Annotated in this window: 12 protein-coding genes; 8 read left to right on the forward strand and 4 right to left on the reverse strand. The window is 47.0% G+C overall.

Annotated features, from left to right (window positions below; translation table 11 throughout):
• Window positions 1–92 precede the first annotated feature (92 nt).
• Window positions 93–1,472, reverse strand: a complete 1,380-nt coding sequence (locus J5A66_RS08240; RefSeq protein WP_211790155.1) for a VapE domain-containing protein — start codon at window positions 1,470–1,472, stop codon at window positions 93–95.
• Between the two features lie 534 nt (window positions 1,473–2,006).
• On the opposite strand from J5A66_RS08240, the gene J5A66_RS08245 reads away from it, so the two are divergent.
• The 3 genes from J5A66_RS08245 (at window position 2,007) to J5A66_RS08255 (ending at window position 5,447) form a co-directional block, all read left to right on the forward strand.
• Entirely contained in the window at window positions 2,007–2,294 is a 288-nt protein-coding gene (locus J5A66_RS08245; RefSeq protein ID WP_211790156.1) for a helix-turn-helix domain-containing protein, read from the forward strand.
• 16 nt (window positions 2,295–2,310) lie between these two features.
• A complete protein-coding gene (locus J5A66_RS08250) occupies window positions 2,311–2,613 on the forward strand; it encodes a helix-turn-helix domain-containing protein (RefSeq protein WP_211790157.1) in 303 nt (100 codons plus the stop codon).
• A gap of 473 nt (window positions 2,614–3,086) precedes the next feature.
• The gene (locus J5A66_RS08255; RefSeq protein ID WP_211790158.1) at window positions 3,087–5,447 is read left to right on the forward strand and encodes a carboxypeptidase regulatory-like domain-containing protein; all 2,361 of its coding nucleotides are present in this window, start codon (window positions 3,087–3,089) and stop codon (window positions 5,445–5,447) included.
• A gap of 252 nt (window positions 5,448–5,699) precedes the next feature.
• Here the strand turns inward: J5A66_RS08255 and J5A66_RS08260 are convergent, their stop codons facing one another.
• The 3 genes from J5A66_RS08260 to J5A66_RS08270 are packed head-to-tail and all read right to left on the reverse strand — an operon-like array spanning window position 5,700 to window position 8,635.
• The gene (locus tag J5A66_RS08260) at window positions 5,700–6,104 is read right to left on the reverse strand and encodes a hypothetical protein (RefSeq protein WP_211790159.1); all 405 of its coding nucleotides are present in this window, start codon (window positions 6,102–6,104) and stop codon (window positions 5,700–5,702) included.
• Window positions 6,101–7,345, reverse strand: coding sequence for a site-specific integrase (locus tag J5A66_RS08265; RefSeq protein WP_211790160.1), 1,245 nt, complete (start codon window positions 7,343–7,345; stop codon window positions 6,101–6,103). Before J5A66_RS08265 ends, J5A66_RS08260 begins: the two co-directional genes overlap by 4 nt.
• A gap of 60 nt (window positions 7,346–7,405) precedes the next feature.
• Complete coding sequence (locus J5A66_RS08270; RefSeq protein ID WP_211790161.1) at window positions 7,406–8,635, reverse strand: site-specific integrase; 1,230 nt, start codon at window positions 8,633–8,635, stop codon at window positions 7,406–7,408.
• Between the two features lie 637 nt (window positions 8,636–9,272).
• Between J5A66_RS08270 and J5A66_RS08275 the strand changes: the two genes are divergently transcribed.
• The 5 genes from J5A66_RS08275 (at window position 9,273) to mutL (ending at window position 15,082) form a co-directional block, all read left to right on the forward strand.
• Window positions 9,273–10,229 (forward strand): methylenetetrahydrofolate reductase, encoded by a 957-nt coding sequence (locus J5A66_RS08275; protein WP_211790162.1) that lies wholly within the window; start codon window positions 9,273–9,275, stop codon window positions 10,227–10,229.
• On the forward strand, window positions 10,226–11,371 hold the full coding sequence (locus J5A66_RS08280; RefSeq protein ID WP_211790163.1) for a DNA polymerase III subunit delta: 1,146 nt from the start codon (window positions 10,226–10,228) through the stop codon (window positions 11,369–11,371). Before J5A66_RS08275 ends, J5A66_RS08280 begins: the two co-directional genes overlap by 4 nt.
• A 28-nt stretch (window positions 11,372–11,399) precedes the next feature.
• The gene (locus tag J5A66_RS08285) at window positions 11,400–12,668 is read left to right on the forward strand and encodes a regulatory iron-sulfur-containing complex subunit RicT (RefSeq protein WP_211790164.1); all 1,269 of its coding nucleotides are present in this window, start codon (window positions 11,400–11,402) and stop codon (window positions 12,666–12,668) included.
• Window positions 12,669–12,671: 3 nt separating this feature from the next.
• Window positions 12,672–13,151, forward strand: coding sequence for a gliding motility lipoprotein GldH (locus tag J5A66_RS08290; protein ID WP_211790165.1), 480 nt, complete (start codon window positions 12,672–12,674; stop codon window positions 13,149–13,151).
• Between the two features lie 92 nt (window positions 13,152–13,243).
• Complete coding sequence (gene mutL / locus J5A66_RS08295; RefSeq protein ID WP_211790166.1) at window positions 13,244–15,082, forward strand: DNA mismatch repair endonuclease MutL; 1,839 nt, start codon at window positions 13,244–13,246, stop codon at window positions 15,080–15,082.
• Window positions 15,083–15,185: the final 103 nt, after the last annotated feature.

The following is a 15,185-nucleotide window of genomic DNA, read 5'->3' on the forward strand; positions in this document are numbered from 1 at the left end:
TTTTTCATCTTTCTTCTTACTACATACTATTTTAATATAAATGATTGATAATCAGCAATAGTTAGTGGTATGTGGAGATACTACACATTCTACTACATCTGGCTACTACAAGTTTGAATGAGTGGACATGGCAAGATTTTTCTAATCTTGTAGACATAGATGGGGCTGCCTCCGTTTCTTCGTTTACTCACCTTTATATATCCTGCTTTCTTCAAGGCTTCGCCCATACGCTTGGCAACAAGTAGCTGGTGGGTATAAACACCCAAATAAGTGAGTATCTCCGTAGTGGTCATTAACGAATAGTTTTCATCTTCCGCTGGTTTCTCGAAGCAACGCAACAATAGCTCCATTTCTGCAGTCTGTACTTGAAAGTCCTCACTCTCCCTGTATAGTTCGGCTATCTCTTCATCATCAAACCAATAGCGAAAACCTGACTTTAACAGGGCTTTGGCTTCAGCATAGACATTGTCCATTGAAATACGCTTGGCTTTCTCTATGTCTATGGAAAGAACTTCAAAGGGAAGAAACCGTCTGCTGCCTGTCGGGTCGGTAAGAAAGTCATTGCCGTTCACTGATGCCACAAAGCTCGCCAAGTGGGGATGTTCCTCCACATATTTGTCATAGGGCATGCGATATTTAATCATCGGACAGGTGATGAGGTTTTTCAGTTCGTTTTCGTCCCGTTTGTTGAGGGCTTTGAGCTGGTCGTCAATGTTTACGATAAGGTTCTGCCCGATATAGGTAAGTGTGTCCTTCTCCTGCGGATATATCTTGCCCGTGTAACTGTAACCATGTAGGGCAGGTGGACAGAGCAGGTCTAGGAACGTGGTCTTGAACTTGCCCTGTTCGCCTGTCAGCACGAGGCAGGTGTGGTTACGGCACTCGCGGTCGTCCATTGCATTGGCAACCACTGCCACAAGCCATTTGGTGAGATACGGCAGCCATTTTTGGGAGTTACGGACAACCACGCAGCTTGCCAAATCGGGAATAGCTTTCAATAAAAAGGAAGGAGGCACAACACTACTGCTGTAACTACCACCACAGCTACTATCATCGCCTATATCTATCAGTGGCAATCCTTTGAAATACTCCTGTATGGGATTGATGCGCGGAGAAAAACTGCTCTCGATGATGGAATACAGGTTCTCGGAGGAAGTCGATATGCCTTCATCGCAATCGAGTTCCCTACGGAGCGTGTTGATTTCATAACGACCAACCTTTGCAAAATGACTACAACTCCTATTACGGTATTCGGTTCTTCCCAATACCGTGTTGTATCTGAACTCATAATGCATGGAGAGATAGGCTTCTATCTCTGCATTCTTGGACGAGCTACCCCTGCGATTGTGATTTCGCCTGTCGTTTATATTGCCTGCATCTGCTTCTCTTTTCATTATTTCCTTGAATTGGTTTCCAAGAGTGAAGTTAGGGTGAGAATGCGTAACTTCCAAGCATTCAGAGGCTTCTTGCATAATGTTGCGTCAGTCTGCTGCTAAATTCTTAGGGAAGCAAGTCAAAAAGAAGAGCATTTATTGCCTCATTAAGCAAAAATCGGATAGTCAGAAGAAAAGGTTGGCTGGAATATCGATGTCGTTGTTTGCTTTCAGATGCAGTCGTTTGCTTTGATTATCTTGTTAGCCTCATTTGGGTAGTAACGAGAATATCAATCTGTCTCTTTTGTCCCAGTCATAGCGCCACAAGCTGCCACTTGAATGAAAAGTGATGGAATAAGAAATATCCAATATTAATTTTGCATAAGACAAGCTGCGCTCGGCAAAGGATAAGTGAACTTTCCTCTACACTCGCTTGGATTGTCTTTGCAATGAAAGAAAAAAGACGGGACAGGAAAATGCAAATGTGAACTGATGAAACGGATTGCTCTTTTCCCGATTGTTCCCGATACTTCCCTACTGTTCCCCATGGCTTTGAGAGGTGTACGCACGCCATTATCTTTGCCGATGGAAACTGGAAAGATTTGAAACAACAAACAATAACAATATAAAATTATGAACTATTACATCATTACAGAAACCAATTGGGCAAAGCTTCGAGATGAAATTTTGAGCCTTGCAGAATGCTGCCACAAGGCATTCGGAGAAAAGAGTAAGCACACGGACTGGCTGCACAACGGAGATGTGTGCCGGCTGTTGAACATCAGCAAGCGCACCTTGCAGCATTATCGTGATACGGGTGTGCTGCCGTTTACACAAATTGGACACAAGTGCTATTACAAGCGTGAGGATGTGGAAGCATTGCTTCAGACCAAATCAGAGAAATCAAAAACGGAAAAATAAAATAAACACGTAGATTATGGAACAGATAAGAAATTTGAATATGGAAGCGGACGATATGCAGGTAGTGCTGTCCGCTATCAGTGGAGTAAGCAAGAGAATTAAGGAAGTGGCACAGACACACAAGCCGCTCTTTGCCGGTGAGCTTTTCCTTACGGGCAAGGAAGTGTGCGAGCGGCTGTACATCAGTCCCCGTACCTTGCAGGACTACCGAGACAGGAAGATTATCCCCTACACACAGTTTGCAGGAAAGATACTCTACAAGGCTTCGGACTTGGAGAAGATACTGGAGGAGAATTACAAGAGTTGTCGAACAGGATAAAGGCTATAAGCGTAATATTGCTGAAAGGATAACGGCACTTGGGCAGAGATGCATCTACTCCAAGTACCGTTTTATTTATGTCTCAATATAAAAATTTTCGTTCTTCTTGGGTTCATTTTATAATATTTATTGTATCTTTGTCATCGTGAATAGTAATAATTGTTTGACACATAGCAATAAAGGCGTGATGCTGTTACAGAGAAATAGGAGTTTCTCTACAACTTTTAACGCTTTATATTTGTGTGTTTCAAATAATTTGCTAACACACACTCCTAATATCTAAAACCGCATTTACACTTTTGTATACGTGCGCGAAGCGTGCCGTATTCTCCATAAACAAACGGTTTTCCAAGGCTTCTTTTGCTCAACTTTATCTCTCTTGTATGTGTCTACCCATAACAGGAAAAGTTGTACAAAAGCAGTATTTGCAGTTGATCACAAAACATAGAACATAATATTTATTTAAAAAACTTATGACAAAACAAATTCTTATCATCTGTTTTACAGTGTGTGGTTGGTTAAATACAACAACCTTGTTTGCCCAAGAGGCACTTCCTACACAAACAATACGTGGTTTAGTAATTGATGCAGCATCAGCTGCACCGTTGTCTTCGGCAAGTGTAAAGATTATCAATGCAGAAGGTCAAACAACTGTTACCAATGATAAAGGGCTATTTGTGCTGCCCGATATTCCTGTGGGACGATATGATTTACAGGTGTCTTTTATGGGTTATGAAACTGAAATCGTGAAAGGCATCATACTTACCTCTGCCAAAGAAGTAAATTTGGAGGTTCAGCTGAAAGAACGTCCGAGTTCCCTTGGCGAAGTAGTAGTGCGTGCACAGATAGACAAAAGCCGGCCATTAAACAAGATGACCTTGACGGGGGCACGTATGCTTAGTACCGAAGAAGCCAGCCGTTTTGCAGGTGGTATGGACGATCCCGCCCGTCTTGTGAGTGCTTTTGCCGGCGTTGCCTCGGGCATATCGAATAATGGTATCTCTATTCATGGCAATTCACCGGGCTTTTTGCAATGGCGATTGGAAGATGTAGAGATACCCAACCCCAATCACTTTGCCGACATGGGCTCGTTCGGAGGGGGCATTCTTACCTCTTTAAGCAGTAATGTATTAGGCAATTCCGACTTTTATACATCAGCTTTCCCTGCAGAATACAATAACGCCATCTCGGGCATCTTTGACATGCGGCTGCGCAATGGTAACAATCAACGGTTTCAACATACATTTCAGTTGGGTGTTCTCGGCATTGATGCCGCTTCCGAAGGACCACTCGGTAAACGCGGCAAAGCATCTTATATCTTCAACTATCGCTATTCCACGCTGGGTCTACTCAATAAACTGAACAGCAATAAAGATATGGCACAATCGCTGGATTATCAAGACCTGAATTTTAAACTCAACTTTCCGACCGCTCATGCAGGCATATTTTCTTTTTGGACTACAGCACTTATCGATAAAGTAAAACCAGAAATGCGCAAACCTGCAGACTGGGAATATGCCGACGATGCAAAAGATTCTCAAGCCAAACAAACATCGGCTGCGGCCGGACTGTCACACCGTTACTTGTGGAATAACGGCGGAATGCTGAAAACAACGCTTGCCCTTACTTTCTCGCAAACCGATGCTTGGGAAGACGTATACGATGTTTCGATGAACGAAAAACCAAATGTCGATTTCAAAGTGCGTTATACCAACATGGTGCTCAACTCATTCTTCAATAAGAAATACAGTTCACGCCATACCAATAAAACAGGTATCACAATTACCAACATGCACTATGATATGCAGTTTGATATGGCACCATATTATCAACAACCACTTCAACGCCTTTCAGAGGGTAAAGGCAATACAGTGTTGGGGTCGGTTTACAGCAGCTCGCTGTTCAATCTCAGCAACAAACTATCAGCTACGGTCGGTATTAACGGTCAGTTACTTACTCTCAATAACCATTGGACAATAGAGCCGCGCATCGCTTTGAAATGGCAGGTAACCGATAAGAGCTCGCTGGGATTTGCCTATGGATTGTATAGTCGAATGGAAAAACTGGACGTATACTTTGTAAAAAATGCAACGACAGGCCAGGCTTCAGTTAACAAAGACCTTGATTTCACCCGCTCGCAAAACGTATCTTTGTCTTATCATTACCGCTTTTCCGACAATCTCGGCATAAAGATTGAACCCTATTATCAATATCTCACCAACATTCCAGTTATAGCCGATAGTTCCTACTCACTCATCAATCGGCGTTCTTACCACATCGAAGACCAATTAGTGAGCAAGGGAAAGGGATATAATTACGGTGTGGATGTAACATTGGAGAAATATATGTCACACGGACTTTACTACATGGTAACGGCGTCTGTATTCGACTCTAAGTATAAAGGCGGCGATGGTAAATGGTATAACACACGCTTTAACCGGCATTACATCTTAAATGGACTTATCGGTAAAGAGTGGATGATGGGGCGTAGTAAACGTAATGTATTGGGTGTAAATATCCGGACTACCTTGCAAGGGGGCGACCGTTACTCGCCTGTCAACACACTTGCAACGTTGGCACATCCCGATAAAGAAACCGTTTACGACGAAAGAAGAGCTTTTGAAAACGAATTTTCACCCATCTTCTTGTTGCATTATAGCATCAGCTATCGCATCAATTGCAAAAACACCTCGCACGAATTTGCCCTCAAAGGATTGAATGCCACTAATTATAGAGAGTATTCGGGGCATGCCTATAACTTGAAAACGGGTACTATTGAGCCGAGAAGACTGAAAACAACGGTGTTAAATCTACTTTACAGGATAGACTTCTGAGACGGATTGTCGAGATTTAAAGCGTGCATCAAAGAAATTACCTTTGATGCACGCTTTTTCTTTTGCAGGCTAAATATCCGTTATTTATGGTTCTGAACAAGAAAAGTGGGCTTAAATGACAAATATAGGTAGTCAGTACGTAGTAAAGACTATTTCTACTTTCTGACTACAACACCAAACCTTTTTCTTTCACCGTATTACCTCTTACTGTAGTAATGTAGTAAGATAATATCGGTGAAAGAGAAAAGTATATCAATTGATACTGCCACTTCCGTATAGGAATATCTGTTCTACCATAGGTGTGGGGTGTTGTAACTCTTGGCAGATGTGTTTTCTGAACAAGTGGGCTTCCATGCTGTCCAATTGATAAGACAAAGCGATAATGATAGTGAGCGGATAAAGTGGAGCATATCCTCGCAACCGTCCGTTCACGAATACTTTTACCTCCCCTGCATTCCTTTCACCGGGATGTAGGGTATATGTTTTGAGGAGCAGTTGCAATCGATAATTGAGTTTCCTCCATGTTACACCGAAGAAATCTACCAATTCACTCTCTGTCATCGCTATTTCACCTTTGCCTTTACGAATGATTTGCATCTTGTCGCCCCACTCGAAATAGCTGCGCTCTCTTTTTGTTTGATGGTGATTGACATTCATACGGCTTCCTCCTTTATCTCTTCTTTTTGATGTTTCCTTATCAGGCTATCCATATCCTCCGAAATCTTATTGTCTGTCACCTGTGCGTAGATTTGAGTACTAGATATAGAGGCATGCCCCATCATCTTGGCAATACTCTCGATGGGTATTCCTGCACTTAAACTCATCGTGCCGAACGTGTGCCTTGCCATGTGGTAGGACAACCGTTCCCTGATACCGCAAGCCTTGCCCACGATGCTCAGCTTTGCACTCATCACGCTACGGCTGCAATTAGTTCGGAAGATAAAGCTGTTGTCTTTGTCTTTCACCGTCTGCATTTCTTTCATGCTGGGTTGTTCTTTCTTGCATTGATTAATGATGGTCTCCGCTATCGGGTGCAGGGGCACAATTAACTCCATCTTTGTCTTCTGCCGTTCTTTTCGGATATATTTCTGTCCGTCTGCTGACATTTGGATATGACGGTATTGCAAATGTTCTATATCGGCAATAGCCAAACCTGTAAAACAGGCAAAGACAAACATCCGTCTTGCTTGTTCAGCCTCCTTATCAATTACTCTCAATGCCATGAGTTTGGCAACATCGCTCTTTTGCAGAAAGCGTATCTTCTGTTCCGCTTTCTCATACTTGGCATTCTCAAAAGGATTACAGCGAATGAGCCTTTGACTGACCGCACGATACATCAGCCTACTCAGCCAACAAAGATAGCGATTCATGGTTGCTGTTGCCAAGCCTCGTTTTTTCAGATAGAAACGGTATTCTTCAAACAAGTCTTCCGTTATAGTGGCTATGACTATATCCGTCATTCCCTTATCCTTTACAAACTCCGTAAGTAACTTATCTGAATAGAGAAAATTCTGATAGGTTCCCTCTGCCCTTGATTTGCCCACGCACCCTTTGACGGATTGCAATTCCGTCTTGCTCATGGCAAGCAACGTTGTCGGATGGATGGCAATACCTTGCAAGCGGTTCTTGATAAGTTCCACGCTTACCACTCCATCACTTACGAGCAAATCCCGATAAGTATTTTCTACAAGTTCTCTGAACTCTGTTAGCTTTTTGTTTATCCTTTTGTCGGTAGTCTGTCCTTGTTTGGCGTTCCACTCTGCCGGCAGGCATTCCTCGCCTGTGGTTATGGCGGAACTCTTTCCATCTATGGTAATACGGCAGAGAATGGTAGTCCTTCCGTCTGCCTTTGTCTTCTGTCTGTTGATATAGAACAGTATCTTGAATGTACTTCTCATTGTCTTGATGGTTTTGTATGTATATTTTTATTGAAAATGCTGTTGAATGAAAGCAATTGGTCAAATCACCAACTGCATATCTTCGGTGAAAGAAAGGAAACGGTCAAATTCCTCAAAGAGCTTTTGGGGTGTTACCTTTGCGTAGCGCTCGGTCATACTTACACTCGTATGTCCGAGCATCTTGCTCACCGTTTCAATCGGTACGCCCTGTTCCAAGGTGATAAGGGTGGCAAAGGTGTGCCTTGCTGTATGTGTGGTAAAGGGAAACGGGATACTTGCGCGAAGCCGTAGGGCTTTCAGACAAGTCTGATAGTTCTTGTACTTGACATGGGGGAGCAGCGTTTCCCTTTCATCGTTGTGAAACTTCTCTATCAGACTAATGGCTTCGGGCAGCAATTTGATACGGCATAGTACGCCTGTCTTTTGGCGGTTGAACTTCAGCCACAAACTTCCCTCGTCATCACGGACAAGATAAGATTTGCTTAGTTCCATCAAATCGCAATACGCAGCACCGGTATAACAGGCAAAGAGAAAAATATCCCTTGCCGTTTCCATTTCCTCCTCCAAATCATCAAAGCGGAGAACCTTTAACTTCTCCAAGGCTTCCCTGTTGAGTGCCTTCGGCGTTTTCTTATCTCCTCTTTCTATGTGGGCTTTGTCAAACATCAGTGTATCGGCTATTCCCTCACGGTAAGCCAACCTGCAAACCGTTTTCAAATGTGATGCCACTGCGAAGAAAGAACTTTCTTGGAAGCCACATACCCCCAAGTAGTATTGGCGGAACTCATATATGAAGTTCTCGGTCAATTGGGAGAACGCCATGTCTGAAACATTATACTTCTTCAGAATAAACTCCTGTAATTGTTTTCGAGTGGAATAATAGGTGGACATAGACTCTTTCTTGATGTCTATACCGATATGACTTTCTTTCTCCTTGATGAGCATATCCAATCTTTCGATAAGCATACATCTTGCCTGCACGCTGCCTTGAAACTGCTCCTTTACATCGGTTGCATCAAATGGGCAACCTTTGGTAATCAATGATTGGTAAGCCGATTGAATGGAAAGTAACAAATTCTCCAACTTTCCGTTAATCTCCACTGCCTCACGACTCTTACCGTTCATCCTGCTCTCACGGGGATTCCACAAATCGGGATTACAAGATAGTTTACAACTAAATTGGGCAATGGAACGCCCAATGGTTATTCGTCCCATAATCGGAGCCTTGCCCGACTTGTCCAAACTGCTCTTTTTAAGGTAGAGCAACACCTTCATCTTTTCTGTTTTCATACGCTTTAATATTTGTGGGTAAAGTTACCCGAATTAAAGCGTTCCTCACTTACGCAGAAAACTGCCGACCGAAGCAACAGATGCACGAGCGAAAATAATTCAGTTACCGAATGCTGCACCATCGTTACCTACATCAAAACAAGGTAACACTCTGGTAACTGAACTTCTGCCTAAATCTGCACTTTCCTGCCTTTTACAAACAATTCAGCATCATGCAAATCAGAGCATTTCATACTCATTATCAGTTAGTTTACACTAATTTCGATATTCCTTCATTTTCAGTGATTAGTTACAAACGGTTTTCTTAGCTTTTGCAGGTCATTTTCTTAGCTTTTGAAAAGCATTTTATAAACGTCTGATTTTCAACGAATTGGAAAACAGACGAAAGAAAGACTTTTCCACTGCAGAAAACACCTATCCACAGTCCCCTATCCAACCGGAGAGGAACGAATCTTACACCATCTTTGTTCGGCCCCATCCCTAACATCGAGCCTGCCGAGGCATGAACAGGGGCGAGAATTGAAAATCGTCGGTACGGAGCTTTAGTGGTCTGGAAAGGCTAAATGCACCTTTTAAGGAACGAAAAAAGAACTTTTTTTGTATCTTTGCACCTTATTAAATAGAAAGAAAAAGGTGAATGAAAGTCAGCGACTTTATCAACAATACCCCCCAAGGAAAGAACTTTTCTCTCGAGGTTCTGCCGCCACTCAAAGGCAACGGAACGGCTTCGCTGTTCTCAACGCTCAACCGACTGTGCGAGTATGGCCCCAAATATATCAACATCACCACGCATAACTGCGAGTATGTGTACAGAGAACTGGAGAACGGACAGTTCGAACGCGACCGCATTCGACGCCGACCCGGCACGATTGCCATTGCCGCGGCCCTGCAAAACAAATACAGCATACCGGTGATTCCGCACGTGATCTGTAGCGGATCGACGGTGGAAAGCATCGAGTATGAACTACTCGACCTTCAGTTTCTCGGCATTTCCAACCTGCTATTGCTGCGTGGCGACAAGGCCAAAGACGATCGCGTATTTACACCTACACCAGGTGGACACGCCCATACCACCGACTTGATGGCGCAGGTGAACCGCTTTAACGACGGTTTTTTTGCCGATGGCAGCCCCATCAAGCATCCGGGCGAGCGTTTCGAATATGGCGTGGCCTGCTATCCGGAGAAACATGAGGAGGCCCCGAACCTGGAAATGGACATGGCTTTCCTGAAAAAGAAACAGGAGTTGGGGGCCCGATATGCCGTGACACAGCTGTTTTTCGACAATCGGAAATACTTCGACTTCGTTAAGAAAGCCCGCACCATGGGCATCACCATCCCTATTATTCCGGGCATCAAGCCTTTTGCCCGGTTGAGTCAGCTGACGGTGGTGCCGAAGGTTTTTCACTGCGACCTTCCCGAAGACTTGGCACGCGAGGTGCTCAAGTGCCGCAACGACGAGGATGCAAAGGCTCTTGGCGTGGAATGGGCTGTGCAACAGTGTCGCGAGCTCTACCAAAGCGGCGTGCCGGGAATACATTTTTACACCGTTTCGGCGGTAGATTCGATTGAAGAAGTGGCCCGACAGGTGTTATGAACTGGAACGACGTGATTGGACAGGAAGACGTTCGGAAACGTCTTGTCGCGATGGTCGAGGAAGACCGGCTGCCGCATGCACTGTTGTTATGCGGTCCGACGGGAAGCGGAAAGATGGCTCTGGCTCTGGCCATGGCCTCCTATCTGCTATGCGAAGACCGAGACGCCAAGGGCAATCCCTGCGGTGTGTGCGCCTCATGTGCCATGACCCGCGTGTGGAAACATCCCGACCTGCACTTCTCTTACCCCGTGATTCGCCCCACAGGCACGTCGAGCGAACACAAGATGACCAGCGACGATTTTGCCCAGGAGTGGCACACGATGTTGGAAAAAACGCCTTACCTCACGATAGACCTATGGCTCGCCGAGATGAACGCGACCAATCAACAGGCACAAATAGGCGTGGGCGAGAGCGACTTGCTGGTGCGACGACTCAGCTTGAAGTCGAGTCGGGGCGGCTATAAGGTGTCGCTCGTGTGGCTTCCCGAGAGAATGAACTCGGAATGTGCCAACAAGCTGCTCAAACTCTTTGAGGAACCGCCCTCTAAGACGGTGTTCATCCTCGTGTGCGAGGAGCCCGAACTGCTGCTCGACACCATCCGCAGCCGAACGCAGCGCATCGACATCCATGGCATTTCCACCGACATCATCGAGCAGGCTTTGATAGAACGCCGCGGCATTGATGCCAGTCAGGCTCACCGCATCGCACGTATCGCCAACGGAAGTTGGACGAAGGCCTTGGCCGAACTGCGGCCCGACAACGAGAATCGTCTTTTTCTCGACCTTTTTATCCAACTCATGCGCCTGGCTTACCAACGAAACATCCGCGAACTGCGCCATTGGAGCGAGACCGTGGCCGGCTATGGACGCGAGAAACAGAAGCGAATGCTGACTTACTTCGCCCGGATGATGCGCGAGAACTTTATGTACAACTTCCATCACCCTGAACTCGTCTACCTGACTCAGCAGGAAGAGAACTTCACACGCAACTTCGCACGATTCGTACACGAGAGAAACATCATCGACATCCTGCAACTCATCGACCTGACGATAAGGGACATCAGTCAGAACGCAAATGCAAAAATCGTGTTTTTCGACTTTGCCATCCGCATGATTCTTTTCATCAAACGGATGGAAAGCTAACCTTTTACCCACCAAACAATAAGCAAGAATGGACTATAAAAATATGAAATTCAAAGTGGCCTCGGGCTGCGACCGCGGGCTTTCCTGCAAAGGCTGCTGCCGACAAGACCACCAACTCAACACCTACGACTGGCTGGCCGACGTCACTGCCGACCCCGATGCTACCGATCTCGTAGAGGTGCAGTTTAAAAATACCCGAAAGGGCTACTTCCATAACGTGAATGCACTCGACCTGAAGAAGGGAGACACCGTGGCAGTAGAGGCCAGTCCGGGACATGACATCGGCATCGTCACCCTCACCGGCAGACTCGTGCCACTGCAAATCAAAAAGGCCAATCTCAAATCTCCTGAAGACATCAAGAGAATTTATCGTCTGGCCAAGTCTACCGATATGGATAAGTACGCCGAAGCCAAGAGTAGAGAAAACGATACGATGATTCAAAGTAGAGAGATCGCCAAAAATCTCGGACTGAAAATGAAGATCGGCGACGTAGAATACCAAGGCGATGGCAACAAAGCTATCTTCTATTACATCGCCGACGAGCGTGTAGACTTTCGTCAGCTCATCAAGGTGCTGGCCGAAACCTTTCACGTGCGCATCGAAATGAAGCAGATCGGTGCCCGACAAGAGGCCGGACGCATCGGCGGAACTGGCCCCTGCGGACGCGAACTCTGCTGCGCCACCTGGAACAAGAACTTCGTTTCGGTGAATACCAACGCTGCCCGGCTGCAAGATATCTCGCTCAATCCGCAGAAACTGGCTGGTATGTGCGGCAAACTGAAGTGTTGTCTGAACTATGAGGTGGACAATTATGTCGAGGCCAGCAAGCGAATGCCCAGCAAAGAGGTGTCGCTGCAAACGCTCGACGCTGAATACTTCGTCTTTAAGGCCGACATCCTGGCCGGCACCGTTACCTATTCGACCGACAAAAACCTGGCCGCTAATCTCGAAACCATCTCGGCCGACCGCGCTCGGACCATCATCGAAATGAACCGACACGGCGAAAAGCCTGCTACTCTCGATGAGGAGGCTGGCAAGAAGGAACCCGAAAAGCCCGTCGACCTTCTGGCCAACGCCGACATCAGTCGGTTCGACAAGGCTCGCCGACCCAAACGTATGTCTCAGACACGGGCCCGCGGCGAGCGACGAACGGACAGACCGGCCAAGGATTCCACACGTTCGCAACGCCCGGGAACTGCGCCAGACGCACGGTCTGCCCGCCCCAACGCTCCTCATCGGTCGCGTTCGCCCCGTCGTGACTCACCCGCTGCGCCTCCCGTTCATCCACAAGAATAAATCATGTCTTTCTGTTCTGCCTCTTCCTTCGGCTCTTTCTTGCTCGCCGCTATTCTGCTTCTGCCTGCGGCTTGCACCCGTCGCACCGTCTACCACACCTACCAACATACCCTCGTAAGCGGTTGGGAGAAGAACGACACGCTCTGCTTTCACGTCCCTCCACTGGCCCACACAGGTCTCTACAACGAAGAGCTCGCCCTGCGCATCAATACCTCCTATCCTTTCACTGCTGTTACCCTCGTGGTGCACCAGCGTGTGATTCCCGGAGGAGAGGAACACATCGACACCGTCAACTGTCGTTTCGGCAATCGAGACGACACCCGTCTTGCCCGCGGCATCAGTCATTTTCAATACCGCTTTCCCATCACCCATCTGCGCCTCCAAGAGGGCGACAGTCTTGTTGTCGACGTTCGCCACGATATGAAACGCGACATCCTCCCCGGAATCTCCGACGTGGGCCTGAAGATTTCTTCAGAAAAATAAAAGAGAACTTAGATGTGAAGGAGTGCAGACTCCTTCTTTCACGTTCTCACTATCTTTGCATCCGTTTTCAACTCAAGAGAAAAGCCCTTGTTATGAGCGACATTATTCAACTCCTACCCGAAGCCGTGGCCAATCAGATAGCAGCCGGTGAGGTGATTCAACGCCCTGCCTCGATGATCAAAGAACTTGTAGAGAACGCTGTAGATGCTGGTGCTACACGCATCGATGTGAGTGTGACCGATGCCGGGAAAACCGCTGTTCAGGTGATCGACAATGGGCAAGGCATGTCTGCATCTGATGCCCGACGTGCCTTCGACCGACATGCGACGTCTAAAATCCGCCGCGCAGACGATCTCTTCGCCCTCCGAACCATGGGCTTCCGCGGAGAAGCCCTCGCCTCCATTGCTGCCGTAGCACAGGTGGAACTCAAGACTCGACGACCCAACGACGACTTGGGTACACATCTCTTCATCGCTGCTTCGCAAGTGCAAAGCCAAGAACCCTGCGCCACAACTCCGGGCAGTAATTTCCTCATCGAAAACCTTTTCTTCAACATTCCCGCACGACGCAAATTCCTTAAATCCAACGCTACCGAGCTCAATCACATCATCACCGCCTTCGAACGCATCGCTCTCGTCTATCCTAATATCCACTTTACCCTGCAAAGCAACGGCACCGAAATCTTCAATCTCCCATCCGTCTTGCTCAAACAACGCATCGTCGATATCTTCGGCAAACGCATCAGTCAAGATCTTCTCTCGATGAACGTCGAAACATCAATGGGCAAAATCAGCGGCTTTGTGGGTAAACCTGAATCGGCTCACAAAAAAGGTGCCCACCAATACTTCTTCGTCAACGGCCGATATATGAAGCATCCCTACTTCAATAAAGCTGTCATGCTGCCTCTGGAGCGGATGATTCCGTCGGGCGAACAAGTGCCCTACTTCATCTATTTCGACGTGCCCACCGAGGATATCGACGTCAACATCCATCCCACCAAAACCGAAATCAAATTCGAAAACGAACAAGCCGTCTGGCAAATTCTCTCGGCTGCGGTCAAAGAAGCCGTGGGACTCTTCAACGATGTACCTACCATCGACTTCAACACCGATAGTCGTCCCGACATCCCTGTCTTCAATGCACAAGCTCCTTCACCCACCTCTGCACCACGAATCAACTATAATCCCCACTACAACCCTTTCGAAGATGTTCCCGCACGCCATCACTCCTCCGCATCTTCTGGATGGGAACAGCTCTACACCGAACAAAAGACTGAAAACCATATGCCAGGCCTCTTTCCCGAAGAGTCTTCTAATGAGCTCATCCCACCAACCGATTCGGCCCATCCCCAGCCTCATCTCGAAGACAAATCGCCCGCACACTATCAATATAAAGGGCGATATATCCTCACGGCTGTGAAGTCGGGCCTGATGATTATCGACCAACACCGCGCCCATCTCCGCATTCTCTTCGAACAATATCTGCGTCAAGCCACCCAGCACAACGGTATCTCGCAAAAAGTACTCTTCCCCGAAGTCGTCCAACTCTCCACCGCCGAAGACCTGATCGTGGAGAAAATCATGCCCGAGATAGAGAGTCTGGGCTTCGAACTCACCTCACTTGGAGCCCGCAGCTACGCCATCCATGCCGTTCCTGCCGGTCTCGACGGCATCGCTCCCACCGAGATGGTGCACGACATGATCGCCTCGGCACTCGAGAAAAGCACGACCGCACAAGACGAAATCCATCGTTCCTTGGCCCTGAGTTTGGCCCGCACTGCTGCTGTTCCCTACGGTCAGGTGCTCGGCAATGACGAAATGGAGAACATGGTCAACTCGCTCTTCGCCTGTCCCAATGTCAACTATACCCCCGACGGCAAAAAGATCCTCGCCATCCTACCACAAACAGACATCGATCGACTGCTCAACTAAATTCCCCGTCTTCCTCGGTTGTCCTCTTATCCTCCTCATTCGTCCTCAACTTGGTCCTTCATTTACTTCAAACAAGTGATGCTTTCGCAGCTTTTACCCCTCA

Source organism: Prevotella sp. oral taxon 475, assembly GCF_018127805.1.
In the GTDB taxonomy this organism is placed as follows: Bacteria; Bacteroidota; Bacteroidia; order Bacteroidales; family Bacteroidaceae; genus Prevotella.

Bases quoted from the DNA above. Each gene is read 5' to 3' on its own strand.
- J5A66_RS08240 (WP_211790155.1), bottom strand. From the start codon at position 1,472: ATGCAAGAAGCCTCTGAATGCTTGGAAGTTACGCATTCTCACCCTAAC.
- J5A66_RS08245 (WP_211790156.1), top strand. From the start codon at position 2,007: ATGAACTATTACATCATTACAGAAACCAATTGGGCAAAGCTTCGAGAT.
- J5A66_RS08250 (WP_211790157.1), top strand. From the start codon at position 2,311: ATGGAACAGATAAGAAATTTGAATATGGAAGCGGACGATATGCAGGTA.
- J5A66_RS08255 (WP_211790158.1), top strand. From the start codon at position 3,087: ATGACAAAACAAATTCTTATCATCTGTTTTACAGTGTGTGGTTGGTTA.
- J5A66_RS08260 (WP_211790159.1), bottom strand. From the start codon at position 6,104: ATGAATGTCAATCACCATCAAACAAAAAGAGAGCGCAGCTATTTCGAG.
- J5A66_RS08265 (WP_211790160.1), bottom strand. From the start codon at position 7,345: ATGAGAAGTACATTCAAGATACTGTTCTATATCAACAGACAGAAGACA.
- J5A66_RS08270 (WP_211790161.1), bottom strand. From the start codon at position 8,635: ATGAAAACAGAAAAGATGAAGGTGTTGCTCTACCTTAAAAAGAGCAGT.
- J5A66_RS08275 (WP_211790162.1), top strand. From the start codon at position 9,273: ATGAAAGTCAGCGACTTTATCAACAATACCCCCCAAGGAAAGAACTTT.
- J5A66_RS08280 (WP_211790163.1), top strand. From the start codon at position 10,226: ATGAACTGGAACGACGTGATTGGACAGGAAGACGTTCGGAAACGTCTT.
- J5A66_RS08285 (WP_211790164.1), top strand. From the start codon at position 11,400: ATGGACTATAAAAATATGAAATTCAAAGTGGCCTCGGGCTGCGACCGC.
- J5A66_RS08290 (WP_211790165.1), top strand. From the start codon at position 12,672: ATGTCTTTCTGTTCTGCCTCTTCCTTCGGCTCTTTCTTGCTCGCCGCT.
- mutL (WP_211790166.1), top strand. From the start codon at position 13,244: ATGAGCGACATTATTCAACTCCTACCCGAAGCCGTGGCCAATCAGATA.